Here is a 25603-nt window from a genome sequence, read left to right on the forward strand (position 1 = left end):
TTTGCAGAGAGTCCGACCTACAAGGCCGCGATCCGTTCCCGCTGGCTCTTGAGTTCGGCCAGGGTTTGTCGGTGCTGTTCCAGGCGCTCGCGCTCCTGATTCACGACCGCTTCCGGGGCCCGGGCGACGAACCGCTCGTTGCCCAGCTTGGCCTCTGAGCGCTTGACGTCGCCCTCGGACTGGGCGATCTGCTTCTCCAGTCGGGCCAATTCCGCGTCCTTATCGATCAGCCCAGCCATGGGCACGAGAATTCGCATGCTACCCAGCAGCGACATGGCGGCTTCCGGTGCCTGCTCCCCCTCGGTCAGCACGGTCACGGATTCCGTCCGCGCGAGGAAGGCGATGAGTGGCTCGAATCGGCTCAGGCGCTCGATGTCAGCTTGCGAGGCATGCTCCAGCAGCACCGGAATCGGCTTGCTGGGAGCGATGTCCATTTCACCGCGAATGCGTCGCACGCCGAGGATGAAGTCCTGGAGCCATTGCACGTCCGCCTCAGCGGCCTCGTCGCGCTTGTCGCTGTCGGCGGTTGGCCAGGGGGCCAAGGCGATGGACCGGCCGGTCGCACCTGCCAGCGGTGCGACCTTCTGCCAAATTTCTTCGGTGATAAAGGGCATCAGCGGGTGTAACAGGCGTAGCAATGCCTCCAGCACCCGCACCAGTGTGCGGCGCGTGCCGCGTTGTGCGGCCGCATCGGCATCGCCGGTCAGCACCGGCTTGGACAGTTCGAGATACCAGTCGCAGTACTCGTTCCAGGTGAAGTCGTACAAGGCCTGGGCGGCCAGGTCGAAGCGATAGGCATCCAGATGCTGGGAGACCGTGGCCTCGGTGGCCTGGAGTCGGGAGATAATCCATCGATCAGCCGCTGACAGCGTGACATCTGCGTGGGAGTCCAGCCCGGTGTCCTGGTCTTCCGTGTTCATCAGCACGTAGCGCGCCGCATTCCACAGCTTGTTGCAGAAATTGCGATAGCCGCCGACGCGACCCAGGTCGAAGCGGATGTCGCGGCCGGTCGAGGCCAGCGCCGCGAATGTGAAGCGCACGGCGTCGGTGCCAAAGGCTGGAATGCCCTCGGGGTAGTCCTTGCGCGTGGCCTTTTCGATGGCGCGCGCCTTCTTGGGCTGCATCAACCCGGCGGTTCGCTTGGCGACCAGCGATTCCAGGTCGATTCCGTCGATCAGGTCGACCGGGTCGATGACGTTGCCCTTGGATTTCGACTGCTTCTGACCCTCTGCGTCGCGAATCAGGCCGGTGATATAGACGTCACGGAAGGGCACGTCGCCGGCGAACTTCAGCCCCATCATGATCATCCGGGCAACCCAGAAAAAGATGATGTCAAAGCCGGTGACCAGCACGGCGGTGGGGTAGAACGCCTGCATCTCCGGCGTTTTGTCGGGCCAGCCCAGGGTCGAGAACGGCCACAGCGCAGATGAGAACCAGGTGTCCAGGACGTCGGGGTCCTGACGCAGCTGCGGTGCCTCGCCGCCAAACTGTTCCTGCCAGCGCTGGCGTGCTTCGGTTTCGTCTCGACCGACGACGATGCGACCCTGGTCGTCATACCAGGCCGGCACGCGGTGCCCCCACCACAGCTGGCGGCTGATGCACCAGTCCTCGATGTTGCGCATCCACTGGAAGTAGGTGTTCTTCCAGTTGTCCGGTACGAAGCGGATCTGACCCGATTCCACCGCTTCGATGGCGGGCTCGGCCAGGGGCCCGGTCTTCACGAACCACTGGTCGGTCAGATAGGGCTCCAGCACTTCACCGGTGCGGTCGCCGCGCGGCACCATGAGGGTGTGGTCGTCGATGCGCTCCAGCAGCCCCGCAGCTTCGAGGTCGGCGACGATGCGCTTGCGCGCCTCGAAACGTGGCAGGCCGCGATAGGCGGCTGGCGCCTCATCGTTAATGCAGGCGTCATCGTCAAAAATATTGCGTAGCGGCAAATCGTGCCGCTGGCCCATGGCGTAGTCATTAAAGTCATGCGCCGGCGTGATCTTGACGCAGCCGGTACCGAACTCCGGATCGACGTAGTCATCCGCAATAACTGGAATCTGCCGGCCGGTCAGTGGCAGTTCCAGCGTCTGGCCAATGAGGTCCTGGTAACGGGCGTCTTCAGGATGCACCGCCACGGCGCTGTCGCCCAGCAGGGTTTCAGGGCGTGTGGTGGCAACGATGACATGCCCCTGCCCATCGCTGCGGGGGTAACGCAGATGCCAGAGGTGCCCCTGTTCCTCGCTGGACTCGACCTCCAGGTCGGAGACGGCTGTCTTGAGGACAGGGTCCCAGTTGACCAGGCGCTTGCCCCGATAGATCAGGCCCTCGTCGTAGAGTCGGACGAAGACTTCGGTGACGGCCTTGGACAGGCCCTCGTCCATGGTGAAGCGTTCGCGCGACCAGTCCACCGAGCTGCCCATGCGTCGCATCTGACGGGTGATGTTGCCGCCGGACTCCGCCTTCCAGTCCCAGATCTTGTCGACAAAGGCCTCCCGGCCCAGGTCATGGCGCGAGGTGCCTTCGGCGGCCAGACGGCGTTCGACCACCATTTGCGTGGCAATGCCGGCGTGATCGGTGCCCGGTTGCCACAGGGTGTTGTCGCCGCGCATGCGGTGGTAGCGGGTCAGCGCGTCCATGATGGTGTGCTGAAACGCGTGCCCCATGTGCAGGCTGCCGGTGACATTGGGCGGCGGGATGACGATGCAGTACGCCGCCCGGTCTTCGTTGAGCTGTGCGGCAAAGTCGCCGGCAGACTCCCAGGTCTGGTACCAACGGGGTTCGATCTCGGACGGGTCGTAGGTCTTATCCATCAACGTCTTGGTAGGTGTCGAGCTGATAGCCCCGGTCACGGTAGAACTGGAACCGTGTCCGACCGGCGGCTTTCAGGCTGTCATGGGAAGGAATGATTTCAGCCACGCGCGCGAAGCGGCTGAAGAACAGCGGCACGTCGGGCGCGAGATTGATCAGGATGTCTGCATGGTGCTCGGGCGGCTCGGTTTGGCCAATGAGGATAGGTGTTTGCGCATCCTCACCCGCGCCCAGTACGTCATGCGGAATAAAACTCTCGGGGCGCTCGGTCCAGAGCGCTTCGTCGATGCGCCGGACCTGCTGCGCATCCATGGCATGCACATACACCTGCTGACCGCGTCGCAGTAACTGCTGACATAGCCGGCAGACAAAAGCGTGCGGCTCTGAGGCTCGCAAAATGTAGAAGCCGATACGGGTCATGCAGGCGTTAGCTACGGCGTCGCCGGCGTCTCCGGCATCGCGAGAACCCGGTAGGGTAGCGCAGCGCCGGGATGGCGTCATGCGGCGGGTCGTGACCGGGCGCTGGCGCAAACGACAAGGCCGGCAGCTAGGCCGCCGGCCTTGATCGCAAACCCCTGGGTCTTGGATCGATCAGGCGGCTTTCTGCTTCTCCAGGCGGTCCAGGAGGAACTGCACCAACAGACCGACCGGACGGCCAGTGGCGCCCTTGCTGCTGCCACCACTCGTCCAGGCCGTGCCGGCGATGTCCAGATGTGCCCATTTCTGCTTGCGCATGAAGCGGTGCAGGAAGCTGGCCGCGGTGATGGCGCCAGCGCCCGGCCCGCCGATATTGGCGACGTCGGCGAAGGGGCTCTTGAGCTGCTGCTGGTAGTCCTCCCACAGCGGCATCTCCCAGGCGCGGTCGTAAATCGACTCGCCAGCCGACAACAACGCCTTAGCCAGCGACGGCTGATTGGAGAACAGCCCCGTGGCATGCGCGCCCAGCGCGACCACGCAGGCACCCGTGAGCGTGGCCATGTCGACGATGACGTCGGCATCGTAGTTACGCTCGGCGTAGGTCAGGGCGTCGCAGAGAATCAGCCGGCCTTCGGCATCGGTGTTGAGCACCTCGATGGTGATGCCGGCCATGCTGGTCACGATGTCGCCGGGTTTGTTGGCATCGCCGTCGGGCAGATTCTCCGAGCTGGGCACGATGCCGACAACATTCATGGGCAGGTCGAGTTCGGCGATGGCATGCATGGCGCCGAACACGGAGGCACCGCCGCACATGTCGTACTTCATCTCGTCCATCTTGGGCCCCGGCTTGATGCTGATTCCGCCGGCGTCGAAGGTCAGACCTTTGCCCACGAAGATGACCGGTTTCTGATCCTTGGGGCCTTTCATGTGCTCCATGATGATCAGCTTGGCCGGCTGCCGGCTGCCCCGGGAGACGGACAGCAGCGCGCCCATGCCCAGGGCTTCCATATCGGCCTCTTCCAGCACCTTGGTCTTGATGCTGCTGTAGTCCTTGGCCAGCTGCTCGGCCCGTTCTGCCAGGTAGGTGGGGGTGCAGATGTTGCCCGGCAGGTCGCCCAGGCGCTTGGCCGTGTCGACGCCTCGGGCAATGCCCAGTGCGTCATTCAGTCCGGCCTCGCCTTCTTCCAGGTCGCTGCGACGGGGCACATCGAAGGTCATGCGTTCGATCTTCGGGGCCTCCAGCCCCGCGCGTGCGTCCTCGCCACGGCACTCATTGAATTCGTAGAAGGTGGCCTCGGTGACCAGCGCCGCCTGCTTGACCTTCCAGCCATGGGATCGGCCCTTGACACCGGCATGTGTCAAATAGCTCACCGCATCCTTTGCGCCTGACTGCTTGACTGACTTGGCCGCGACCTCGCAGGCCTTGCGGAAACCGGCGTCGTCCAGATCGCGTTCCTTACCCATGCCAACCAGCAGCACGCGGTCAGCAAACATGTTGGGCAGGTTATGCAGCATCAGGGTCTGGCCCAGTTTGCCGTCCATGTCCCCACGACGCATGACACTGCCAATCGCGCCCGCGCTGACATGGTCCAGCGTACCGGCGGCGTTCGAGGTCTTGCGGCGTTCGAAGATGCCCACGACCACGCAGCCGACGCGCTGTTTCTCCGGGTGGCCGCTCTTGACAAAGTATTCCATGTGTCGTCCTTTCTCCTTGGTATTAAACTGACACGAACAGACGGCAACGCTCTGCATGGGAGCGGTCCGCTGATGTGCCAGGCCGAGCCTCCGGGCATCGGTCTGGCGAGCATTCGTTGAAGTCCGGCACTTTCGCCGGGGGCGCCCATTCTAGGCGGTTTGTCATTTTTTTCATCCCGAGCGGTTTTTGAACATCTATTTCACAACTCAGGGGGTGCGGCCATGCGCCCCCTGATTCTCGATCGCTACCTTTTTCGCGAAGCCGGGCTGACCTGGTTGGCCGTCACGCTGGTGTTGCTGGCGATCATGCTGTCGACGCGGTTTGCTCGCTTTCTCGGCCTGGCTGCCAGCGGGGAATTGCCTGAAACCTTGCTGCTTCAGGTCGTGGCACTGTCCAGCGTGCAGTATCTGGTGATCTTGATCCCGGTCTCGCTGCTACTGGCGGTGATGCTGGCTCTTGGCCGGCTGTATCGAGACAGCGAAATGGCTGCGGTGGCCGCCTGTGGCGTCAGTATGGCGACGCTGTACCGACCGTTTATCCGCTTGGGGATTGCCCTGGCTGCGATTACGGCAATTCTCAGTTTTGCGCTCTCGCCCTGGGCGGGGCGTACCGCTGACTTTCTGATCAAGCAGGCCCAGCAGGAGTTGGCATTCTCGGCGTTCGAGGCCGGCCAATTCCGGACGATTCCGGGTGTTCCTGCCGTCTTCTACGTCGAGCGCAGGGATGCGGCGGAAGGCACCATGGAGCAGATTTTTGTGCGCAGCTACGGTGATGCGCGCGCCGGCGTATTGATGGCGGCAGAAGGCCAGGAGGCCGTGGATGCCGATTCTGGGGATCGCACGCTCGCATTGCGTCATGGCTATCGCTACGAAGGCGAACCGGGTCAGGCCGCCTTCCGAGTACTGAGTTTTGCCGAAAACGGGTTTCGCTTCCCCGCGCCCAGTTTTGTGTATGAGGTGGGCAAACGGAAGATCGCCGCGACCGCCGATCTGGTGGCATCAGGACAGCCTGAGGACATTGCCGAATTACAGTGGCGCGCGTCCTCGCCGATCACCGTGTTACTCCTGGCGTTGTTGGCCGTGCCGCTGGCGCATACCTCACCGCGTCAGGGTCGATATGCCAAGCTGATTCTGGGCATCGGTGCCTACATTGTGTACGTCAACGTGCTGGGTGTGGCGCAGGCCTGGGTTGGCAAGGGGCTGATACCCGCTTGGCTCGGAATGTGGTGGGTCCATGCCCTCGTGGCGCTAGCCGTGGTCTGGCTTTATCTGTACCGCGACGGTCGGGTGCGCTGGCCCGGGAGGCGGCGGGCATGAGGCGCATCGATGCCTATCTGCGACAGTCGGTGTTCACGCTGACGCTGGTGGTCGGGGCCGCGTTGCTGGCCATTTCGACGTTCATCACCTTTGTGACGGAACTCGAGGACCTGGGCCGTGGCCAGTACGGCATCGGCGCCATTCTCCAGTACGTGGCGCTGCAGATTCCGGAGACGGTCTACATCATGTTTCCGGTGATCGCCTTATTGGGAACCTTGATGGGCCTGGGCGCGCTCGCCGCAAACGCAGAACTGGTGGCCATGCGCGCAGCTGGCGTGTCGGTGACCCGGCTGGCATGGGGCGTGGCCAAGGCGGGTATTATCGTTGGCGGGTTTGCTTTTTCATTGGGGGAGTTCCTCGTTCCCGTCACGACGCCCTTGGCGGATGAAATTCGCAGTGTCGCCCGCTACGGCGAGAGTGCGCGCGGGAGCAAGGATGGGGTTTGGCTGCGTGATGGTCGCCATTTCGTGTTTATTGGCGAATTGGTCAACGAACGCGAAATCCGACAGGTGGAGTTATTCCGTCTGGCCGATGACGGCAGCCTGGATGCGGCGATTGCTATTGACACCGCCCGCTATGAGGACGATCACTGGGCATTTCAGGGTGTGCGCCGAACCGAGTTCGGGCCTGATGCCGTGGCGGTGGAGCAACGTGAAGTCGAACCCTGGCCAACGGACCTGACGCCCGAGCTGACACCGGATGTTCTACGCCTGTTCGTCCTCGAGGCCGAGAGCCTGTCGGTTTGGGGGCTTTGGCGCTATGTGGAGTATCTGGACCGCAATGGGTTGGACGCCGAGAGCTCTGCGCTGGCGTTCTGGCGCAAGTTGGCGGCACCCATCACGGTCATCGTCATGATGTTGGTGGCCGTACCTTTTGTCATCGGGTCACTGCGCCAGGGCGGTGCAGGTCAGCGATTATTTGTCGGCGTGCTGTTCGGAGTGGGGTTCTACCTCGTCAACGAGGTGACGTCCAGCACCGGGCTGATCTACGGGCTGTCGCCGGCGCTCACGGCCTTTCTCCCAACACTGACCGTGGCCGCGCTTGTGGGCCTGCGCCTGCGCTCTATGCGGTAGCGTCGTCCAACGGTCCGGGCAGGCGGAAGAACCGCTGTGCGGTCTGCGTCGTCGTGGTGGCAAGCGCCTCGATGGGTTCGCCACGCGCTTGCGCCAGGGTTTCGAGCACTCGCGGCAGATGCATGGGCTCGTTGCGCCGAGACTTGGGCCGGGGCCGCAGGGTTCTGGGTAACAGGTAGGGTGCATCCGTTTCGACCATGAGTCGGTCCGCAGGGATGCGGTGGACGCAGTCCAGCAGGTGCGTGCCGCGCCGCTCGTCGCAAATCCAGCCGGTGATGCCAATGTGGCAGTCCAGTGCCAGATACGCGTCCAGCGCTTCGGCGGTGTCGGTGAAGCAATGCACCACGCAGTCAGCCAGCTGCGGTCGGTACTCACGAATGATGGCGACGAAATCGCTGTGCGCATCCCGTTGGTGAAGAAACACCGGCAGCTGCGAGTCCACTGCGATCTGTAACTGCTCAACAAAGGCCTTGCGCTGGTCGCCGCGGTCCGACAGGTCGCGAAAGTAATCCAGGCCGCATTCTCCGACGGCGACCAGGCGGTTCCGTTCCGCGAGGCTGCGAATATCTTCGTCCAGGGCCGCTGTCCACTGCGCGGCGTAATGCGGGTGCAGGCCGGCCGTGGCGGATAGCCGCTGCGGTGCCAGCGCTCGGATCTCCTGCACGCGACGATTGCTCCTCTGCGAGGAGCCGGTGAGCACGATGTGCTGGATGCCGGCGGCCCAGGCGCGTTCCAGTACCGCGGCCCGGTCAAGGTCAAAGCTGTCGTCTGCCAGGTTGGCACCGATATCGATCATGCGGGCGTCCTAAACGACTGCGGCCCGGCGAGAGCCGGGCCGCAGTGGGCGCGATGGCGCGGTTGTGAACTACGGGCAGCCGGGCAGAGGCACGAGGTCACAGACCGGATCGGACGGATCACCGCCGTCGCCGCCGTCGCCACCATCACCCCCGTCGCCGCCATCACCGCCGTCATCTGGGGTGTCGACCTCTTCGGTTTCTTCGGTGTCGAACACTTCGGTGCCGATGGCAGCTAGCCCGGCGATGCCGACAGCCAGCAGGCCAAAGTCGATCACGGAGTAGCCTTCGAATGCTCCGGCCGCGTTCAGTCGATAATGTGTCGTTAGCACGTTGACGCCACCGACTTCGAGGCGGTTCATGCCCATCGGTGCCATCTGGTTGCCGTTGAACTCCATGCGCAGCATCTTCGGCCGTTCGATCTGCTCAAAGCCGTGGGCCACGTCGAACTGGAATCCATACCGCAGTTTCTGCACGAGCGGCTGGGCCGATGCGTCACCGAAGCCCATTTCCAAGAACATGAGGCCCTCCGGCGAGGCGTGTCCGTAACTGCCCGCGGCTGCCGGGGCCGAAGCCGCAAGTCCCAACAACATTGCTGCTAAAGTGTGGCGACGCATGTTTGTCTCCGCATTCCGTTCAATGTGAAATTCAGGCGCAACACTCCCTGTGCGCACCGTCGGCTGACTATAGACGCCCGTTTTCGGTGCGACAAGCGGGGCCTGGGCTGGATTGGCATGGTGCTGCTCAGTGCGCTGACCAGCGCGGGCTGTGTTTCCCCGGCGCCGTCGACAGAATCCTTTGCGCTGGCGGGCGTTTCGACCGCGCTGTCTTGTCACAGGGTTGCGGATCGCTACGCCCGATTGATCCGACAGGCCGATGTGGCCTCTGCATACGGCCAGCCCTTGGCCGGTGCACCGTGGTTTCGTGTTCTGCGCGGTTGGGCCGACTGGCCCGTCCGGACGGACGAGGAGCGATCCCAATGGCTGCAGGCGGCCGCGACACTTGGCCAGACTGTCTGGCGGGCCGAGTTGCGTAATGCCGGCGCCCCGGCCCTGATGGCGGACATGCAGCGCTGCGCGAAACAGCAGTTGCCGGCGGTCTCCGACGAGTCGCAGTGGCAGGCATGGCGGCAAAGCGCCCGTTTCGATTCGGAGTACGTCACCTGGCAGCGCATGCTGGGGGTCTACCCGCTGAGCCGGTTCGGGCTGCGTGCCGGGGTGCGGGCCTGGCAGCAACAGTTTCTCGCAGACTACGGGCCGCGCCCGGATCAGGCTGCATGGTCGCGGTGGCAGCCTCAGGTCAGCCGCGAGGTGGCGCAACGCGTGCTGGCTCAGGCGCCTGTCCTGCCGGGGCTTGCGCCGCCTTCTCTTGATCAGTTCGAGGTTTGGCTAAGACAACACGCGCCCCGTCTGCGCGTACAGATGGCTTCCTCTGCAGATCGGCCAGGGCAGCCAGTGTGGCGAGAGGACCTGGCGTTCGATGTGTCGCGGCCGGTCCTGCATGTTCAGTTGTTGCCAGGCCGCGATCGGGGTGCGGCGATCTGGCAGCTGGTCTTCACCGTCTGGTTTGCCGGCCGGGCACCGGTATCTAGCGTCGACCCCTACGCCGGCGCGCTGGACGGGGTAGTTTGGCGGGTCATGCTCGACGCCAAGGGCCGGGTTCGGATGCGTGACAGCATCCATTCTTGCGGTTGTTACCATCTGGTTTTTCCGCCCGACGCCGTCGCAGCGGCGCCGGGGTTGGACGAACCGCCGCTGCTTCCAGAAGTGGTCGCTGGGCAGGCTCGGGTCGAGTTGGCGCTGCGCGCGGTCGACCACATGCTGGTCGACGTGCGGCCGGTTGCGGAGCGTCCCGCCACCGGGCAGGCATTACCGCTGGCCGACTACAACGCCTTGCTAGCCATGCCGACCCCGTCAGGTCGCAGCCGCTCGTTGTTTGACGCCCGGGGCCTGGTCACGGCTTCGGCGCGCCCCGAGCGCTGGTATCTGTGGCCCAGCGGCGTGCTGTCTCCCGGCGCAATGCGGATCTGGGGGCGGCATGCAACGGCATTTGTCGGGACGCGGCATTTTGATGATCCGGATCTTATGGCCACGCTGCTGGTGGATGACGGGCGATAGATGTGGGGATCAAAACGAGCGGACTCCGGTCGAAGCAGGCGCTTTGATAGACTCCGCGGCCGCGTTCATGCCGCCCTACGTCACGCTTCATGGAGGAATCTGTGGCTCATCGAGTAATCCTGCTGTCTCTGTTTTCACTGGCGATGATGGTGCCGACCGTCGCCACGGCCGAGACGGCGTATGTCAGCGATCAACTCGAGATTACGCTGCGACGGGGGCAGGGAACCCAATTCGGCATCCGGGCCATGTTGGACAGTGGCACGCGGGTGGAGGTGCTTGGTCGGGATGAGGCGTCGGGCTACACCCAGGTGCGGACGGCCTCCGGCACTGAGGGTTGGGTGCTGACGCGCTACCTGCAGAACCAGCCCGCGGCGCGGGAACAGCTGGCCGCCGCGCGACAGGCGCAGACGGCGGCAGAGCAAAAAGCCGCCGAGGCCGTGGCGGAGCTGGAAGCTGTCGAGTCGGCCAACGCCGACATGCGTGCCCAGATTTCTGGGCTGGAGACGCAGGTGGCTGATTTGCAAACCGAGCTGCGTCGGGTGTCTTCAGCGGCGGCCAGGCCGATGGAAATTCAGCGTCGCAACGAGCAGCTCGTCGAGGAGGTCCGGACGCTGGAGCAAGAGCGGGATCGACTCGGCATGGAGTTACGCGCCGAGCAAAGTCTGCGCGACAACTGGATCACCGGCGCTGCCATCGCGTTTCTCGGGTTGGCGGTCGGCCTGCTGGCGCCCCATCTGCGTCGTCGCAAATCCGGCTGGGAAGGCCTCGGCTAGCCGCCGCCGTCAGGCGTTCGGGGCTGCGGGCAGCCTGTCTTGTTCAGCCTGTCCGGCATGCCTCGGGCTAACATCCTGACCGGTGTCGGACGATTGCCGCAGGTCTGCGCTGATCCGGTCGTCGTGCCAGCAAGCAAACTCAATCATTCCTTTCCTGCCAGCGTCGGCGGCTGTGCTATAACCGGGTGCCGCCCGCCGTTGGCGACCATGTCGAATTCATGACTCACGACCTACTGAATGTACTCGTGCTGGTGGTCTCGCTGGGCGTTATCGCGCAGTGGGTTGCCTGGCGCCTACGCCTGCCGGCCATTGTCCTGTTCCTGATTGCTGGCGTCATTGTCGGACCTGTTTTCGGGTGGGTGCGACCCAGTGTTGATCTGGGTGACGTTTATCGTCCGGTGGTCAGCCTCTGTGTTGCCGTCATCCTGTTCGAGGGCGGGCTGACGCTGCGTCTGCACGAATTCAAAGAGGCGGCCTCAGGCGTTAAGCGGCTGGTCAGTATCGGGGCGATATTCGCCTTCGGGCTGGGCAGCTTGGCGGCCAAGGGCATTGGCGATCTGGACTGGCCCGTGGCCCTCGTATTTGGCGCCATCATGGTGGTGACCGGTCCGACGGTGATTATCCCGCTGCTGCGCCAGGCACGGCTCAATCGCCGCACGGCCAGCTACCTGAAATGGGAAGGGATCATCAACGATCCCATCGGCGCGCTGGCCGCCGTGCTGATCTTCCAATTCTTCGTGTACTCCGGTGGGGGCGACCCGCTGGATTCGGTGCTGATCTCTCTGGGCATCGGTTCGGTGGCTGCCGTGTTGATCGGTGGCGGCGCCGCCTTGTTAATCGGTTGGGCATTCCGCAATGCCTACGTGCCCGAGTACCTCAAGGCACCGGTCATGCTGGCGGGCGTGTTGGTCGTCTTTGCAGCCAGCAACATGGTTCAGCACGAGGCGGGCCTGCTGGCGGTCACGCTGATGGGGATGGTGCTGGGCAACTTGGAGCTGCCGAACTTCGAGGAGATGCGGCGGTTCAAGGAGTACATCACCATCTTGCTGGTCTCCTCGGTGTTTGTGCTCCTGACGGCGGATCTGGATCCGGTGACCATCTCGCACCTGGATTGGCATGCCATCGCATTGGTGGCCTCCATGCTGATCATTGTGCGGCCGCTGGCGATTCTGCTGGCGACCATCGGCGCCGACATGAAGTGGAATGAGCGGCTGCTGTTGAGTTGGATTGCCCCTCGAGGGATCGTGGCGGCGGCCGTGGCTGGCCTGTTCGGCCCGGAGATGCTTGACGCGGGTTACGAGGACGCCGAGTTGTTGCTGCCGCTGGTGTTCGCCATGGTGCTGTCCACGGTCACCCTGCACGGCTTTACGATCAGCTGGCTGGCCAAGCGCCTGGATTTGGCGACGCCGGATGACGGTGTGCTTATTGTCGGCGCATCCCCGTGGACGACCGAGCTGGCCGAGTCGCTGTCCAAGGAACTCAATCTGTCCGTGTTGCTGGTGGACTCGTCCTGGCACCGTCTACGTGAAGCACGGCTGGCAGGTGTCAACGTGATTTACGGAGAGATCCTGTCCGACGAACTGCAGCTATCCCTGCAGCTCAACGGCGTCAATGTCGTGCTTGCAGCGACCAGTAACGACGCCTACAACGCCCTGGTCTGCCGCAACTTTGCCGGTCGCTTGGAGCATGATCGTGTGTTCCAGTTGCCCATGTATGCGCCGGACGAGGGCAATCGTCAGAAAAGCAAGGCGGTGGCGCGACCATTTACCGGTATTCCGGCCTTCGCGGATAACGCCCAGTACGAAGAACTTTGGCGCCGGCATTTCCAGAACTGGAAGTTCTATAAGACCAAGATCACCGATGCCTTCACCTACGACGATTTTCTGGCCGACCTGCCGGACGAGTCGATTTGCATTGGTGTGGTCCGCGAGGGCAAGCGGCTCACCTTCCATGCTCCGCACGCGCCGATTAAGCCCAAGGCAGGTGAAACGGTGGTTTATTACGCGCCGAAGAAGCCCGGTGCGGCTGAGTCCGAAGCCCGTAGCCGGGCAGAGGAGCGCAAGCAGACCGGCAACGACGTGCTAAGCGCCGATCCGGCGGATGACGCGTTGACCTCATCATGACCGACCCCAAGCGCTACACCATTGAGGGGGCAGTCGGCGCGTTGGAGGTGGCGTTGGGCGAGCCGGAGGGGGATCGCAGGGGCGTCGCCGTCATTTGTCATCCGCATCCGCTGTATGGCGGCACGCTCGACAATAAGGTGGCGTATACCCTGGCCCGCGCGAGCGAGCAGCAGGGTCTGGCGTCGGTGCGATTCAATTTCCGTGGTGTTGGCGACAGCGAAGGTCTCCACGATGGCGGCGCCGGAGAGCTGGATGATGCCTTGGCGGCGATTGCGCATGCACGCGAGCTGTTTGGCCCGGGCGAGCCGCTGCTGGTTGCTGGATTCTCTTTCGGGGGCTGGATTAGCCTGCACGCGGCGGCCCGCAGTGATGCAGAGCAGCTGATTACCGTCGCGCCGGCGCTGTCGTACTCCGCACTTGGCGACCTGCCGGCGCCGGGCTGTCCCTGGTTTTATATCCATGGAGAAGCCGACGATGTCGTGCCAGCACAGGGTAATCGCCACATCCTCGAAACCTTGCAAACCACACCGGACCAGGTCTGGTTGCCGGAGGTCGGGCACTTTTTTCATGGGCATCTGACTGACCTGCGGCGCCGGGTGTCGGCGGTGCTGGATGAGCGCTGGTCCGCACTCTAACCGGGCAGCCGTCAACGGATAGTCCGAAGGGTTTGCTATTCTCCAGCGGCCTTTTTCCAACACGAGTGCAACGCAATGTCGAAACGAGTGATCGCGGCAGCCTGTCTGGGTTTGCTGCCCGCATCTGCGATGGCGGTTGATCTGGACTTCACCGGGGGAGATCAGTCTGACTTCCGCGGTGTTGGGGAAGACTTGGCCGCGGCTTTCGCCTACCGCTCGGCCAGCCCGGCCGAGACCAAGGGCCTGCTGGGCTTCGATGTCGGCGGCATGATCAGCTACACCACGGTCGAGAACGGTGACGATTGGCAGGATCTGGTCGGAGAAGACCCCAGCGGCCTGGGCTTTGTGAATCTGGTGGCCAGTAAGGGCATCCCGCTGATCAACGTCGAGGTGGGTGCACAGCTGGGTCTGGTGCCCGGCACCGATGTCACCCTGCTGGGCGGCGAGGCGCGCTACTCCTTCGTTTCCGGCAACGTGGCCATTCCCGCCGTGTCGCTGCGCGTGGGGTATCAGTCTGCAACCGGCGAGGACGATATCGAGGTCGAGTCGCTGTCCTACGATGTGTCGGTCTCCAAGGGCTTCCTGCTGGCCACGCCGTATGTCGGTTATGGCCGCGTTGATTCCGAGGTGACGACGGATGTCGCCGGTTTTTCGGATGAGGACTACGACCTGGACCGTGTATTCGGTGGCGTGAAGCTGTCGCTGGCGCTGCTTAAGATCACGGCTGAGGCCGAGCAGATCGGTGACAACTCCTCGTTCAACCTGCGGGTCGCATTCGGCTTCTAATGCCGTCTGCACTCAAGCAGCTGGCGTCGAAACTGTTTTCGACGCCAGCTGAACAGCAAGACGCTTCGGCGGATCTGGATGACGTTCAGCTCGCCGCCGCGGTCCTGATGGTCGAAGTGGCCCGCGCGGACTTTTCGGAAGACGCGGTGGAACGCCGCGCGGTCGAGCACGAACTGCGCAGCGCCTTCGGGCTGGACTCGACACAGGTCAAGCGCCTGATGGATGCGGCGACACAACGGGCAGATGAGGCCATCTCCCTGCATCGGTTTGTTGCCACCATGAACGAATCGCTGTCCTACGCTGACAAGCTCGACGTGCTGACGCAGCTGTGGCGCGTGGCCTATGCCGACGGCGAACTGGACAAGCATGAGGAGCACCTCATGCGGCGGTTTTCGGATCTGCTGCACATCCCGCATCGGGATTGGATACAGCGTAAGTTGGCGGTGGCGCCGGACTAGGCCTCAGCGCAATTCGTGGCCGGTTCAGTGGTAGAACTGGCGCCGAAACGTTGCGGTTAGCGGTCGGGGATGTCCGTTGACGGTGATGTCCAAATCGAAGATGAGCGTTTCCAGATTGGCGACGGGTAGCGTCGCGATGGCGTAATCCACGTCGGCGTCACGGATGGTTCGGAAGGACAGCGTTCGCGTCTGACCGACCAAGTTACGCGCTTGTCCGGTGACCTCGGCCTCGCGCGACTGGCGTTGATCGCCCTCCAGGCGCTGCGCATGGACCACCACCAGGGCGCGTTTACGACTACGTGGAATGCCCAGGGCACCGGCGATCTCGGGTGTTAGGTCCGCGGCGGTCATGGCGTTGTAGTGCACCACAATCTGGCCATCGCGCACGGATTGCTCTGCCGACGCCAAGGCGGTCCACATCAAGCCGCACAGCAGGCTGAGCGCTGTCAGCCACCTCATCGGGCCGCAACCCGGTAGACAGCGATTTCACCCAGCAGATTGGGCATGGCCTGCATGAGTCGGTTGGATCGATGTCGTTGATCGACCATGACGCGCTCCAAAATTCGGACCCGTTGGACCGTACACAAGTCTTCAAAATCTCGCACGGTGCACAAGCGGACGTTCGGGGTGGCGTACCAGGGGTGGGGCAAGGCCTCGGTCGTGGGCATGTGACCGCCAATGGCCAGTGCCCAGCGGGTGCGCCAGTGTCCGAAGTTCGGGAAGGTGATCACCGCCTCGCGCCCCACCCGCACCATCTCTTTGAGCAAACGCTCAGGCTGCGAAACGGCTTGCAGTGTCTGCGTCATCACCACAAAGTCGAAGGCGCCGTCGGCAAAATCCGCCATGCCACCCGAGAGATCTCGCTGAATGACGTTCAGCCCTCGCTCGATGCAGGTGGTGACCAACTCAGGCTTGATCTCCACGCCAAAGCCGACGACCTGCCGATCAAGTGTCAGGCTGTGCAACAAGGTGCCGTCACCGCAGCCCAGGTCGAGCACGGAAGCGCCGGCGGGAATCCAGCGACTCATCAGCGCAAGATCGGCGCGCAGGCTCATGCAGGAACGTCCATGAACGCGTGGAGCGCCCGGTGGTACAGGTCAATGGGCATCAGAAAGGCGTCGTGTCCGAAGTCCGATTCGATCTCCAGGTAGCTGACCCGTTTCTTGCGGGCAAGCAACGCCTGGACAATCTCCTGGGAGCGCTCGGGTGAGAATCGCCAGTCGCTGGAGAACGCGATCACCAGAAATCTCGCCTGGGTCGGCTCCAGTGCCTGTGCGAGATCACCGCCGGTGGACTGGGCCGGGTCGAAGTAGTCCAGCGCCTTGGTCATCAGCAGGTAGGTGTTGGCGTCAAAGCGGTTGACGAAGCTCTCGCCCTGGTAGCGCAGATAGGACTCGATTTCGAACTCCACGTCGAAATTGAAGCGCGCTTGTTCGCCCCGGCGATCTCGCCCGAAGCGAGCGCGCATGCCGTCGTCCGACAGGTAGGTGATGTGTCCCAGCATCCGCGCCAGGCGCAGGCCGACACCGGGGACGGCATCGTGCTCGAGATAGCGGCCGTCGTGAAACTGCGGATCGGATCGGATCGCGTGCCGCGCGATTTCGTTGAACGCAATATTCTGTGCGGACAGCCGCGGAGCTGCCGCAACCACCACGGCGCGAGCAACCCGTTCCGGGTAGCGAATCGACCAATCTAACGCTTGCATGCCGCCCAGGCTGCCTCCGACCACGGCGTGCCATTTGGTGATGCCCAGGGCATCAGCAAGGCGCGCTTGGGTCCGGACCCAGTCGCCAACCGTGACAATGGGGAAATCGGGCCCCCAGGGGCGGTGGGTGCCCGGCATGGTGCTGGTCGGGCCCGTCGAGCCCCCACAGCCGCCCAGATTGTTCGAGCAGACGACGAAATAGCGATTCGTGTCGATCGGCCGCCCCGGGCCAATGCAGTTGTCCCACCAGCCCGGTTTGCGATCATCCGGGCGGTGACGCCCCGCGGCGTGCTGGTCTCCGGACAAGGCATGGCAGATCAGGATGGCGTTGCTGCCATCCTCGTTGAGTGTGCCGTAGGTCTCATAGGCCAGGTCGTAGCCGCGTAGCGTGGTGCCGCACTCCAGCTCCAGCGGCGCATCGAAATGCAGCTGTTTCGGCGTAACCAGGCCGACGCCGTCGGAGTCGGTCATCAACGAAACAAATAGGGCAGATTGATCAGCCGGCTGAGGACTTGTAATCCCAGAATGACGGCCAGTGGCGTGAGGTCGAGTCCGCCGATCGGTGGGATGACACGGCGAACTGGCGCAAGCACCGGTTCATTGACGCTCCACAGCAGCGCATTCGCCGGGTTGCTTTGCTGCGGCCCGAGCCAGCTCATGATGGCCTGGACGAAGATCGTGAAGGTATAGACGTTCAGCACCAGCACCACGAGCTTGAGCAGCGCAAACCAGGCGACCGCCAGGGGGCCGAGCTGATAGGGCGTGAGCGCCAGCACAATGACGATGTGCAGCACCGACAGCGCAAGCAGCAGGACGATAGCTGCAGTGTCTAGCTGGCGCCAGCGCGGGACGATTCGCGCAAGCGGGGCGACGGGCGGATTGGTCACCTGCCAGATGAACTGAGACAAGGGATTGTGGAAGTTCGCCGAAACCCAGCGCAGCACGATGCGCAGGAAGACCACGCTCATGTAGAGCGTGAAGAGTGTATTGACGAGAAACAGCCCGGCGTTTTGTGCTTGACCCATTAGTCCGATGCTCCGAATTCGTCGGCCATGGCACCCGCGCGGTCCACGGCTGCCTGCATGGCCTTGCGAACCAGCGCATCCAAATCGCCGGCCTGCAGTGCTTTGAGTGCTTCGGCGGTGGTGCCGCCGGGTGAGGTGACTCGCTCGCGTAAAGTCTGGACGGGGACATCCGTCTCCGATGCCATACGGGCTGCGCCCAGCGCGGTTTGTATGGCTAGACGTTCCGCCATGGTCTGCGGCAAACCGAGGTTAGTTCCGCCGCGGGTCAGTGCCTCGATGAAGGCAAAGAAATACGCCGGGGCGCTGCCAGCGACGGCGATCACAGCGTTCAGGTCGGCCTCGCGCTCCAACCATTCCACCGTCCCCACCGCAGCGAAAATCGATTCTGTGGTGCTGCGCCCCATCTCGCTGACGGCGTTTACGGCGACCAGACCGGTGGCGCCGGCCCCCAGCAGGGCGGGGGTGTTGGGCATGGCCCGGATGATGCCGGGCGTGCCGAGGGTGCTGGCCAGCCAGCGAGACAAGGCCGGGCCCTCGATGCCAGCGGCGACGGACACCACGGTTTGTGTTGGGCGGATCGCCTCGGCCAGCGCGCGGGCCACGGGCTGCATGACCTGTGGTTTGACGGCCAGCACCACGACGTCTGCCTGGTGGACGATGTCCTGGTTCTCTGGTGAGACCAGCAGGCCGTAGCGTTCCGTCAGCTGCCGTCGGGTCGTGTCCGCCGGATCGGCTGCGCATAGCGAGTCAGGCGACCAGCCGGCCTGGATCAGCCCTCCGATCAGGCTCGTCGCCAGATTTCCAGCGCCGATGAAGCCGATGCGGGGTGTTGGTGGATTCGTTGCGATCATGATGACGCCGTATGATAAACGAGCTCACCTTCTGATATGCCGTTCACGGTGCCCCGATTGATGACAGATGCTGCTGACGCTGCGGCTTGGCCCGCTGTTGACCTCGCCCAGCTTGCGCAGGAGGTCGAGGCTGCGGTGGTGTATGACGTTGCGCAGGTCTCGCCGCTGCAGCCGGCCCGTAAACTGTCGGCGCGGCTGGGCGCCCCCGTGTGGCTCAAGCGTGAAGACGCGCAGCCGGTTCACTCATTCAAGTTGCGCGGCGCCTACAACCGGATCGCGCGGCTGAGTCCGTCGCAGCGCGAGGCCGGAGTCGTGGCTGCCTCCGCCGGTAATCACGCGCAGGGTGTGGCGCTGGCCGGCCAGACGCTGGGGATCCGGACCACCATCGTCATGCCCGAGACCACGCCATCGATCAAGGTGGATGCGGTGCGTGCGCTGGAGGCCGAGGTCGTGCTGATCGGCGATGCCTATGACGATGCCTTGGCGCATGCCATGACGCTGGTCGAGCAGCGCGGGCAAACCTTTATCCATCCTTACGACGACCCCTGGGTGATGGCGGGCCAGGGGACGGTGGCCAGGGAGTTGCTGGATCAGCACTCTGACCCGATCGCCCGGGTCTATATCCCGGTGGGGGGTGGTGGGCTGGTCGGAGGAATGGCCGCTTATCTGAAACAACGCCGGCCGGAGATCGAGGTCGTGGCCGTCGAGCCCGTGGATTCCGCCTGTCTGCACCATGCGTTGGCCGCCGGCGAGCGGGTGGTGCTGGATCAGGTCGGCCTGTTTGCCGATGGCGTGGCGGTGCGACAGATCGGCGCGTACCCCTACGCCGTTGCCAGGCAATGTGTGGACCGCACGGTGCAGGTGTCCATCGACGAGATCTGCGCTGCCATGCGGGCCGTGTTCGAAGAAACGCGCAGTGTTCCTGAGCCTGCGGGCGCCTTGGCGTTGGCCGGGCTGGAACGTGATGTCATGGCGCGCGGCGCGGCGCCGGGTGCGATGGTGGCCGTGGTCAGCGGCGCGAATATCAACTTTGATCGGCTGCGATATGTGGCCGAGCGAACAGCGCTCGGCGCACACCGGGAAGCCTTGCTGGCCGTGACGCTGCCGGAGCAACCGGGCAGCTTCCTCGCATTCTGTGCGCATATCGGCAAGCGTGCGGTGACCGAATTCAACTACCGCTATGCCGATGCCCAGCGCGCGCAGGTCTTCGTGGGCGTGGCCATCCGGGACGGTGATCGCGAGCGCGATGCGCTATGCACCGAGTTTAGGCAGGCGGGTTACGCATTGGCCGATCTCAGCGACAACGAGGTGGCCAAGGAACATCTACGGCACCTGGTGGGCGGGCGCGCCGACAGCCTGGCCGATGAACGTCTGTTCCGCTTCGAGTTTCCCGAACGCCCCGGTGCGCTCATGCGCTTTCTGCAGCAGCTTGGTGGGCAGTGGAACATCTCTCTGTTCCACTACCGGAATCATGGGGCGGCCTTCGGGCGCGTACTGGCGGGCTTTCAGGTGCCGGATGCCGAGTTTGAAACCTTTTTAGAGCGTCTGCGAGCGATCGGATATCGGTTCTGGGACGAGTCCGAAAACCCGGCCTATCGATTGTTTTTGAGATAAGGCAGCGCTTCCCTAGGCCGATCTATTCGGTAGCACCCGCTTCCAGGTCGAGGATGTAGTCCCAGTGGTCCGGCTCGATCGGCATGACGGACAGGCGATTGCCGCGGCGGATTAGCGGTAGCCCCTCCAGGGATTCGGCGTGCTGCTTGATCTCTGCGAGCGGTATCTTCCGCGTCAGATGACGCACAAAACCCACGTCGACCAGAAACCAGCGGGGGTTATCCGGGTCGCTCTTGGGGTCGAAATGCTTGTCGTCCGGATCAAAGGCCGTGTGGTCAGGGCGGGGGGCACTCGCGACCTGGGCAATGCCGACGATGCCCGGCACCTCGCAGTTGGAGTGATAGAAGAACACCTGATCGCCCACCTGCATGCTGTCTCGCATCATGTTGCGAGCCTGGTAGTTGCGCACGCCATCCCATGGCTCTTTCTGATCCGGGCGCCGCTCGAGGTCGTCAAAAGAGAACTCGTCCGGTTCGGATTTCATCAGCCAGTACTGCATGGTCGTAGACGCTCCTAAATGTGTGCTGGGTGGCGCAGTCTAGGGAAACACTGATCGATTCGCACCACCAAGACGGAGCCGGTTTTCGCGCGAGCCCAGGCGGAGTGAGTGCCGCTTGGTCATTCCAAGTCAGCGAATGACACGAACGCGTATGGGACGCGCTTCGCAACGCAGGATCGCGGGAAAACCGACCCGTTCCGTGTTTCCCTAGCGGCTGCGCCGGAACGGGGTGATGCCTTGTTCGGTGATCACGGCGTCCAGCGGGACATCGTGTGGTTCAACGGGCAGGCGGTCGACCGCCTGCGCCTCAAATGCCAGACCAATAAGCCGGGGGCGTGGCCAGTGGCTGCTCCGCAGGCGACTGCTGAAGCAGCGGTCGTAAAAGCCGCCGCCCAGCCCCATCCGGTTGCCCAGGCGATCAAAGCCCACCAGCGGCAGGATGACGACATCAAGTAACTGCAGTGCGGTCAACCGCGGGCCATGGGGTTGGGTCATGCCAAGCCGGTGTGCCTGCATGCGTGCACCGGGCACGTAAGGCACGAAGTACATGCGGCGGCCTACCACCCGGGGCAGGAACACCTGCTTGCCAAGCCCGTAGAGGGTGTCTAGCAACCGGTCGGTCGGGGCTTCCGACGGCAGGGACAGATACGCAGCGACACGCGAGGCGCGGCGCAGCCAGACATGCTGACGCGCCAATCGTTCGCTGCTCTGGCGCAGCTGGTCGCGCTGTGTGTCGTCAACCGCGCGCCGTGCCTGCAGCAGCTGGCGTCGCAGGTCGCGACGCGCCTCAGAGATTGAAACTGGGGAAGGCATCTCCCGCCTGTGCCGTTGCGTGCCTTTGACCCTGAGACATGATCTCAGGTGGGGATTCGGATCGCCCGCTTAGGCTTTCCACCCGAAGTGGACGTGCTCACCACGGGCAACCAACCCTCCCCGGTGTGGTGCATTGGCTCAGGAGGTAACCCGGCACACTATCGAACACCGCAGGAGATACCACGCACATTACAACGAATTTCGTGGATGGATGCCAGCGTGAGCAGCCGGTGGATTGCGATCTAGCTGTTGCGCTCGGACAGGGCCTGATCGATGGAGAGTTCCATTTGCCGCAGCCGGCGCCGCGTGGAATCGTCCACGTCACCGCTCGGACCCTGGTCACGATGGTCGAGGAAGTCTCGGGCGATATTGAGCGCCGCCATGATGGCGATGCGCTCGATGCCCATTGAGCGCCCGCGCTTGCGAATCGCGTTCATGCGGCCGTTGAGATAGTCAGCGCATTCCAGTAGCCGCTCCTGCTCTTCGGGCGGACAGGCGATCTGGTACTCGCGACCCAAGATCGTGACGGTAATCGATCTGGCTTCATCCATCATGCGCGCAACCTGGTTCGTGTACGAGGCTAGGCCGTCTCGACTTCCAGCGCACGGATGCGCTCGAGTATGGAGCCCAGTCGGCTTTTGAGCTCGGCATTGGACGCGCGCAGCTCGGACAGCTCGCGATCCAGGCTTCGATTCTGTTCGGCCAGACGGCGATAGTCCGCGAGCAATGCCTGCACGCGGGTTTCCAGCCCGTTGAGTTCCGAATCGTTCATCTGCGCTCACCTCTTCGATTGAGGAGTATAGCGACCGCGCGCCGGGTTATCGCAACACGATGAACGCGGAACGTCCGTCACGCTGGATTCTTAGGACAAGCTCGCGGGATCTGGGTGTTGCGGCTGCGCGCGCATCAGCGAGCGATCCGATGGGCGTTCGGCCAATCTGCGAAATGATATCGCCCGCCGCCAGTCCGGAGCGCGCGGCCAGCGAGCGGGCATCGACCTGCTCAACCACAATGCCCTGCGCCCGGCCCGCCTGCGGATGATGTTCGGTCATGTTGCTAAGCCAGGTGCCGGCCAACAGCGGATGAAGTTCGGCGCCATCCAGCTGCGTCCACTGCGGTTTGACCAGCGTCACTTGGGCGGTGCGCCGCTGGCCATTGCGGAGATAGATCAGGGGCAGTCGTTCACCCGCACTGGCCAGGCCCAGCGCCCGGCGCAGGCTTTGGGTGTCACGCAGGCGCACGTCACCCAGTTGCTGGATGACATCGCCGGGTTCCAGGCCTGCGCGGTCTGCCGGGGAGCCATCGAGGATGCGTGTAACGAGCACGCCGTCTCGAGGGCGCAGGTCGAAGGCCTGGGCCAGCTCGGCGGTGAGGTCCTGACCCACGACGCCCAGCGAGGGCCGGATGACGCGACCGTCCGCGATAATGGCATCGGTGATCCGGCGCACCATGCTGGCCGGGATGGCAAAACCGATGCCGATGCTGCCGCCGCTGTTGGAGTAGATCATCGTGTTGATGCCGACCAGTTCTCCGCGCAGATTGACCAGTGCGCCCCCGGAATTGCCCGGGTTGATGGAGGCGTCGGTCTGGATGTAGTCCTCGTAGCCGCGCCCCAGGCCGTGGCGGCCCAGCGCGCTGACGATGCCCGAGGTCACGGTTTGGCGCAGGCCGAAGGGGTTGCCGATGGCCACGACAAAATCGCCAACGCGCAAATCATCGGTCCGCGGGAAGGGGATGGCGGTTAGTTGATCGGCTTCGATTTGCACGACGGCCAGATCGGTTTCCGGATCGACACCGATGAGTGTGGCCGGAAACTCGCGGTCGTCGCCGAGCCGAACGAGATACTCCGAACCGGATTCGACCACGTGATGATTGGTGACTACATAGCCCTGCTGTGCATCGACAATCACGCCCGAGCCGATTGACTGCGTCTCCCGGTACCGCGGTTGGCGTGGCGCGTTGAAGAAGTGCCGGAAGAACGGATCGTCGAGCAGCGGGTGCGCCTGTTCACGCACCCGCCCAGTCGCCACTACATTGACGACACCCGGTAGCACCTCCTCGAGCATCGGCGCCAGTGACGGGGTGCCATCGGCCAATAGTGGCAGTGGAACCCCCGCGCGAGCGCTGGCCGTTACAAATGCTGCGGATGCCCATAACAAGCAGGCCATCGCCTGCCTCAACCCATTGAGGGCGTGCGGCCTAATCGATGCGGACATCCGGATTCAGACTGTACAGGCCAGTCAGATCAGCCGAGGCCAGCACGTGGCCCGCCATGGCCTGTTCGAGATCATCGACCGTGAACGGGTCGGGCAGGCTAAGCTCGCTGACATCCAGGGCCTGGATGGTGAACACATAGCGATGCGCTATGGCGTCGTTCCATGGCGGGCAGGGGCCATCGTAGCCCCGATACGTGCCGCCCATGTCGGCGTCGCCTTCAAACCAGCTGCTGTAGTCGTTCACGCCCTGGCGCGCACCATCCGGGCCGACCAGGTCGGTCTTCCCGCGCGGGCTTACGCCCTGGCTGCAAGCCCCTTCGGACAGCGACGTCACGGTGGCCGGAATATTGGCCATGAGCCAGTGCACGAACCGGGTTCGGGGCAGGTCGGCCGGCACGGTGCGGCCTTCCTGGTTGACGTCATCCGGTTGGGTGGGAGCGTCGGGGTCGATGCAGAGCAATACGAAGGACTGCGTCCCCTCCGGCGCGCCCGACCAGCTGAGGTGCGGATTGCGGTTGTCGGCGAACTGGACATGTGTGTCCGGATGCGGCACCGCGAAGGCGCAGCGCCCCGGGATTGCCGTATTGTCGGTAAAGCTTTCGCTGGTCAATTGCATGCAACGGTCTCCTGTTGGGATGAGGGTGCTTGCTGTCCGTTCAGGGCCAGGTGCGCCCTGATTCGTGCCGCAGATTCTGGATGAACTGCTTCCAGGTACCGTCCACCGCGCTGGTCAGTCGGTCCTGGAAGCTACGCTGGGGGTGAAACTCCAGTCGGTAAATTGATTTGTCGCGGCTGGCTTTCAGCAGCAGATCGTCACTGGTGATGACGTCATCGACCAGTTGAAGTTCCTTGGCGCGGGTGCCGAACCAGTGTTCGCCCGTGGCCACCGCATCCAGGTCGAGCTGAGGCCGGAACTGCTCGATGAAGCGCTTGAACAGATCGTGGACTTCGTTCAGCTCTTCCCGGAATTTGGCGCGGCCTTCATCCGAGTTCTCGCCGAACATGGTCAGGGTGCGCTTGTACTGACCTGCGGTGTGCAACTCGAAGTCCACGTGATGCTCGCGCAGCAGTCGATTGAAATTCGGCAGCTGCGCAATCACACCAATGGAGCCGATGATCGCGAAGGGTGCGCAGCAGATCCGATCTGCGACGCAGGCCATCATGTAGCCCCCGCTTGCGGCTACCTTGTCGACCGCAACCGTCAGCCGCACGCCCTGCTCGCGCAGGCGGGCGAGCTGTGAGGCGGCCAGGCCGTAGCTATGGACCATGCCGCCGCTGGATTCGAGTCTGATCAGCACTTCATCACCGGGTTGTGCCGCCTGGAGCACCGCGGTGACCTCCTCGCGCAAGGCATCGGTGGCCGACGCCTTGATATCGCCGTCAAAGTCGAGCACGAACAACTTGCTCGCAGCGTCGGTCTTGCCAAGTTTGGATGCCTTACGGCGTGCTTTTTCCTCGGCCTTGCGCGCCTTGCGCTTGGCCTTGCGTCCCCGCGCATCGGCAATGGCATCTTCTACCGTGTCATTGAGATGGCTGTAGCGCTCGTTAAGCGACTCGACCTCAAGACGGTCCTGCTGGCCGTGACGCTGTTGGCGAACGGCTGCTGCAATGAGGGTCACGACCGCGCCGATGGCGACGACAACGGTCACGGCCTTAGCCAGAAACAAGAGATAGTGAGCCAGCAATTCCATGCCAATCATCCTTCCGGTGGGCCGGGGAGTGTAGCAACGGCTGTCCACGCGCCAAGCCAGGGCGATTCGCTGCATGCATCCATTTGGGCCTTGCTTACGAACGACCTTGGAAATGTGAGCAAATTGTCAAAGTTTCATTGCACTCGTTGCGGGGGGATGGTCTATAATCCGGACCGGTACCACGCGTCTTGCACCCCGACGTCGT

26 protein-coding genes and 1 other RNA gene are annotated in these 25603 nt (G+C 63.5%); 9 read left to right on the forward strand and 18 right to left on the reverse strand.

Translation table 11 applies throughout. The annotated features are described in order from the left end of the window. Window positions 1-17: 17 nt before the first annotated feature. The 3 genes from DEH80_RS03955 to DEH80_RS03965 form a co-directional block, all read right to left on the reverse strand. Window positions 18-2798 carry a valine--tRNA ligase gene (locus DEH80_RS03955; RefSeq protein WP_109719175.1) on the reverse strand — a complete coding sequence of 927 codons (2781 nt, stop codon included), beginning with the start codon at window positions 2796-2798 and terminating at the stop codon, window positions 18-20. Further along, window positions 2791-3297, reverse strand: a complete 507-nt coding sequence (locus tag DEH80_RS03960) for a DNA polymerase III subunit chi (RefSeq protein ID WP_207774455.1) — start codon at window positions 3295-3297, stop codon at window positions 2791-2793. The genes DEH80_RS03955 and DEH80_RS03960 overlap by 8 nt, the downstream gene beginning before the upstream one ends. Window positions 3298-3387: 90 nt before the next feature. Continuing rightward, the gene (locus DEH80_RS03965; protein ID WP_109719177.1) at window positions 3388-4908 is read right to left on the reverse strand and encodes a leucyl aminopeptidase; all 1521 of its coding nucleotides are present in this window, start codon (window positions 4906-4908) and stop codon (window positions 3388-3390) included. 222 nt (window positions 4909-5130) lie between these two features. Between DEH80_RS03965 and lptF the strand changes: the two genes are divergently transcribed. Both lptF and lptG read left to right on the forward strand, forming a co-directional pair. After that, window positions 5131-6225, forward strand: a complete 1095-nt coding sequence (gene lptF / locus DEH80_RS03970) for an LPS export ABC transporter permease LptF (protein ID WP_109719178.1) — start codon at window positions 5131-5133, stop codon at window positions 6223-6225. Continuing rightward, window positions 6222-7298: an LPS export ABC transporter permease LptG gene (lptG, locus tag DEH80_RS03975; RefSeq protein ID WP_109719179.1), complete on the forward strand. Its 1077-nt coding sequence runs from the start codon at window positions 6222-6224 to the stop codon at window positions 7296-7298. Before lptF ends, lptG begins: the two co-directional genes overlap by 4 nt. Here lptG and DEH80_RS03980 read toward each other — a convergent pair. Next, window positions 7288-8094 carry a TatD family hydrolase gene (locus tag DEH80_RS03980; RefSeq protein ID WP_109719180.1) on the reverse strand — a complete coding sequence of 269 codons (807 nt, stop codon included), beginning with the start codon at window positions 8092-8094 and terminating at the stop codon, window positions 7288-7290. The two genes, lptG and DEH80_RS03980, sit on opposite strands and share 11 nt — an antisense overlap. Window positions 8095-8163: 69 nt before the next feature. Further along, window positions 8164-8613 (reverse strand): hypothetical protein, encoded by a 450-nt coding sequence (locus DEH80_RS03985; protein ID WP_133249108.1) that lies wholly within the window; start codon window positions 8611-8613, stop codon window positions 8164-8166. A gap of 213 nt (window positions 8614-8826) precedes the next feature. On the opposite strand from DEH80_RS03985, the gene DEH80_RS03990 reads away from it, so the two are divergent. The 6 genes from DEH80_RS03990 to DEH80_RS04015 all read left to right on the forward strand — a co-directional run bounded on the left by DEH80_RS03990 (window position 8827) and on the right by DEH80_RS04015 (window position 14984). Further along, window positions 8827-10209 carry a hypothetical protein gene (locus DEH80_RS03990; protein ID WP_109719182.1) on the forward strand — a complete coding sequence of 461 codons (1383 nt, stop codon included), beginning with the start codon at window positions 8827-8829 and terminating at the stop codon, window positions 10207-10209. A 101-nt stretch (window positions 10210-10310) separates the two neighbouring features. Next, window positions 10311-10982, forward strand: a complete 672-nt coding sequence (locus DEH80_RS03995) for a TIGR04211 family SH3 domain-containing protein (RefSeq protein WP_165831280.1) — start codon at window positions 10311-10313, stop codon at window positions 10980-10982. Window positions 10983-11200: 218 nt separating this feature from the next. Next, entirely contained in the window at window positions 11201-13105 is a 1905-nt protein-coding gene (locus tag DEH80_RS04000) for a cation:proton antiporter (protein ID WP_109719303.1), read from the forward strand. Next, a complete protein-coding gene (locus DEH80_RS04005) occupies window positions 13102-13740 on the forward strand; it encodes an alpha/beta hydrolase (RefSeq protein ID WP_109719184.1) in 639 nt (212 codons plus the stop codon). The genes DEH80_RS04000 and DEH80_RS04005 overlap by 4 nt, the downstream gene beginning before the upstream one ends. Before the next feature lie 75 nt (window positions 13741-13815). After that, a complete protein-coding gene (locus DEH80_RS04010; protein WP_109719185.1) occupies window positions 13816-14526 on the forward strand; it encodes a hypothetical protein in 711 nt (236 codons plus the stop codon). Next, window positions 14526-14984 (forward strand): tellurite resistance TerB family protein, encoded by a 459-nt coding sequence (locus tag DEH80_RS04015; protein ID WP_109719186.1) that lies wholly within the window; start codon window positions 14526-14528, stop codon window positions 14982-14984. Before DEH80_RS04010 ends, DEH80_RS04015 begins: the two co-directional genes overlap by 1 nt. A 24-nt stretch (window positions 14985-15008) precedes the next feature. Here the strand turns inward: DEH80_RS04015 and DEH80_RS04020 are convergent, their stop codons facing one another. The 5 genes from DEH80_RS04020 to proC are packed head-to-tail and all read right to left on the reverse strand — an operon-like array spanning window position 15009 to window position 18565. Then, a complete protein-coding gene (locus DEH80_RS04020; protein WP_109719187.1) occupies window positions 15009-15443 on the reverse strand; it encodes a DUF4426 domain-containing protein in 435 nt (144 codons plus the stop codon). Then, a complete protein-coding gene (gene metW / locus DEH80_RS04025) occupies window positions 15440-16039 on the reverse strand; it encodes a methionine biosynthesis protein MetW (protein ID WP_243412744.1) in 600 nt (199 codons plus the stop codon). Before metW ends, DEH80_RS04020 begins: the two co-directional genes overlap by 4 nt. After that, window positions 16036-17160, reverse strand: coding sequence for a homoserine O-succinyltransferase MetX (gene metX / locus DEH80_RS04030; protein ID WP_109719188.1), 1125 nt, complete (start codon window positions 17158-17160; stop codon window positions 16036-16038). Before metX ends, metW begins: the two co-directional genes overlap by 4 nt. Next, window positions 17160-17714 carry a YggT family protein gene (locus DEH80_RS04035; RefSeq protein ID WP_109719189.1) on the reverse strand — a complete coding sequence of 185 codons (555 nt, stop codon included), beginning with the start codon at window positions 17712-17714 and terminating at the stop codon, window positions 17160-17162. Before DEH80_RS04035 ends, metX begins: the two co-directional genes overlap by 1 nt. Next, window positions 17714-18565 carry a pyrroline-5-carboxylate reductase gene (proC, locus tag DEH80_RS04040; protein ID WP_109719190.1) on the reverse strand — a complete coding sequence of 284 codons (852 nt, stop codon included), beginning with the start codon at window positions 18563-18565 and terminating at the stop codon, window positions 17714-17716. Before proC ends, DEH80_RS04035 begins: the two co-directional genes overlap by 1 nt. A 60-nt stretch (window positions 18566-18625) precedes the next feature. On the opposite strand from proC, the gene ilvA reads away from it, so the two are divergent. Then, window positions 18626-20179 carry a threonine ammonia-lyase, biosynthetic gene (gene ilvA / locus DEH80_RS04045; RefSeq protein WP_109719305.1) on the forward strand — a complete coding sequence of 518 codons (1554 nt, stop codon included), beginning with the start codon at window positions 18626-18628 and terminating at the stop codon, window positions 20177-20179. A gap of 22 nt (window positions 20180-20201) precedes the next feature. Here the strand turns inward: ilvA and DEH80_RS04050 are convergent, their stop codons facing one another. From DEH80_RS04050 to sohB, 8 genes are all read right to left on the reverse strand, one after another. Next, on the reverse strand, window positions 20202-20678 hold the full coding sequence (locus tag DEH80_RS04050; protein WP_109719191.1) for an EVE domain-containing protein: 477 nt from the start codon (window positions 20676-20678) through the stop codon (window positions 20202-20204). 207 nt (window positions 20679-20885) lie between these two features. Further along, entirely contained in the window at window positions 20886-21491 is a 606-nt protein-coding gene (locus DEH80_RS04055) for a 5-formyltetrahydrofolate cyclo-ligase (RefSeq protein WP_109719192.1), read from the reverse strand. Beyond that, a non-coding RNA gene (gene ssrS, locus DEH80_RS04060) (6S RNA) lies at window positions 21488-21671 on the reverse strand. Before ssrS ends, DEH80_RS04055 begins: the two co-directional genes overlap by 4 nt. A 62-nt stretch (window positions 21672-21733) precedes the next feature. Then, on the reverse strand, window positions 21734-22045 hold the full coding sequence (locus tag DEH80_RS04065) for a cell division protein ZapA (protein WP_109719193.1): 312 nt from the start codon (window positions 22043-22045) through the stop codon (window positions 21734-21736). 26 nt (window positions 22046-22071) lie between these two features. Further along, a complete protein-coding gene (locus DEH80_RS04070; protein WP_109719194.1) occupies window positions 22072-22263 on the reverse strand; it encodes a hypothetical protein in 192 nt (63 codons plus the stop codon). Window positions 22264-22309: 46 nt separating this feature from the next. After that, window positions 22310-23671, reverse strand: a complete 1362-nt coding sequence (locus DEH80_RS04075) for a DegQ family serine endoprotease (protein WP_438938286.1) — start codon at window positions 23669-23671, stop codon at window positions 22310-22312. 19 nt (window positions 23672-23690) lie between these two features. Further along, window positions 23691-24323, reverse strand: coding sequence for a YbhB/YbcL family Raf kinase inhibitor-like protein (locus tag DEH80_RS04080; RefSeq protein WP_109719196.1), 633 nt, complete (start codon window positions 24321-24323; stop codon window positions 23691-23693). A 40-nt stretch (window positions 24324-24363) separates the two neighbouring features. After that, the gene (sohB, locus tag DEH80_RS04085) at window positions 24364-25398 is read right to left on the reverse strand and encodes a protease SohB (protein WP_109719306.1); all 1035 of its coding nucleotides are present in this window, start codon (window positions 25396-25398) and stop codon (window positions 24364-24366) included. Window positions 25399-25603 lie beyond the last annotated feature (205 nt).

Source organism: Abyssibacter profundi, assembly GCF_003151135.1.
Classification (GTDB): domain Bacteria; phylum Pseudomonadota; class Gammaproteobacteria; order Nevskiales; family OUC007; genus Abyssibacter; species Abyssibacter profundi.

Excerpts from the sequence above, each read along its gene's own strand:
- DEH80_RS03955 (WP_109719175.1), bottom strand. The coding sequence starts at position 2,798 with ATGGATAAGACCTACGACCCGTCCGAGATCGAACCCCGTTGGTACCAG.
- DEH80_RS03960 (WP_207774455.1), bottom strand. The coding sequence starts at position 3,297 with ATGACGCCATCCCGGCGCTGCGCTACCCTACCGGGTTCTCGCGATGCC.
- DEH80_RS03965 (WP_109719177.1), bottom strand. The coding sequence starts at position 4,908 with ATGGAATACTTTGTCAAGAGCGGCCACCCGGAGAAACAGCGCGTCGGC.
- lptF (WP_109719178.1), top strand. The coding sequence starts at position 5,131 with ATGCGCCCCCTGATTCTCGATCGCTACCTTTTTCGCGAAGCCGGGCTG.
- lptG (WP_109719179.1), top strand. The coding sequence starts at position 6,222 with ATGAGGCGCATCGATGCCTATCTGCGACAGTCGGTGTTCACGCTGACG.
- DEH80_RS03980 (WP_109719180.1), bottom strand. The coding sequence starts at position 8,094 with ATGATCGATATCGGTGCCAACCTGGCAGACGACAGCTTTGACCTTGAC.
- DEH80_RS03985 (WP_133249108.1), bottom strand. The coding sequence starts at position 8,613 with ATGTTCTTGGAAATGGGCTTCGGTGACGCATCGGCCCAGCCGCTCGTG.
- DEH80_RS03990 (WP_109719182.1), top strand. The coding sequence starts at position 8,827 with ATGGTGCTGCTCAGTGCGCTGACCAGCGCGGGCTGTGTTTCCCCGGCG.
- DEH80_RS04000 (WP_109719303.1), top strand. The coding sequence starts at position 11,201 with ATGACTCACGACCTACTGAATGTACTCGTGCTGGTGGTCTCGCTGGGC.
- DEH80_RS04005 (WP_109719184.1), top strand. The coding sequence starts at position 13,102 with ATGACCGACCCCAAGCGCTACACCATTGAGGGGGCAGTCGGCGCGTTG.
- DEH80_RS04010 (WP_109719185.1), top strand. The coding sequence starts at position 13,816 with ATGTCGAAACGAGTGATCGCGGCAGCCTGTCTGGGTTTGCTGCCCGCA.
- DEH80_RS04015 (WP_109719186.1), top strand. The coding sequence starts at position 14,526 with ATGCCGTCTGCACTCAAGCAGCTGGCGTCGAAACTGTTTTCGACGCCA.
- DEH80_RS04020 (WP_109719187.1), bottom strand. The coding sequence starts at position 15,443 with ATGAGGTGGCTGACAGCGCTCAGCCTGCTGTGCGGCTTGATGTGGACC.
- metW (WP_243412744.1), bottom strand. The coding sequence starts at position 16,039 with ATGAGCCTGCGCGCCGATCTTGCGCTGATGAGTCGCTGGATTCCCGCC.
- metX (WP_109719188.1), bottom strand. The coding sequence starts at position 17,160 with ATGACCGACTCCGACGGCGTCGGCCTGGTTACGCCGAAACAGCTGCAT.
- DEH80_RS04035 (WP_109719189.1), bottom strand. The coding sequence starts at position 17,714 with ATGGGTCAAGCACAAAACGCCGGGCTGTTTCTCGTCAATACACTCTTC.
- proC (WP_109719190.1), bottom strand. The coding sequence starts at position 18,565 with ATGATCGCAACGAATCCACCAACACCCCGCATCGGCTTCATCGGCGCT.
- ilvA (WP_109719305.1), top strand. The coding sequence starts at position 18,626 with ATGACAGATGCTGCTGACGCTGCGGCTTGGCCCGCTGTTGACCTCGCC.
- DEH80_RS04050 (WP_109719191.1), bottom strand. The coding sequence starts at position 20,678 with ATGCAGTACTGGCTGATGAAATCCGAACCGGACGAGTTCTCTTTTGAC.
- DEH80_RS04055 (WP_109719192.1), bottom strand. The coding sequence starts at position 21,491 with ATGCCTTCCCCAGTTTCAATCTCTGAGGCGCGTCGCGACCTGCGACGC.
- DEH80_RS04065 (WP_109719193.1), bottom strand. The coding sequence starts at position 22,045 with ATGATGGATGAAGCCAGATCGATTACCGTCACGATCTTGGGTCGCGAG.
- DEH80_RS04070 (WP_109719194.1), bottom strand. The coding sequence starts at position 22,263 with ATGAACGATTCGGAACTCAACGGGCTGGAAACCCGCGTGCAGGCATTG.
- DEH80_RS04080 (WP_109719196.1), bottom strand. The coding sequence starts at position 24,323 with ATGCAATTGACCAGCGAAAGCTTTACCGACAATACGGCAATCCCGGGG.
- sohB (WP_109719306.1), bottom strand. The coding sequence starts at position 25,398 with ATGGAATTGCTGGCTCACTATCTCTTGTTTCTGGCTAAGGCCGTGACC.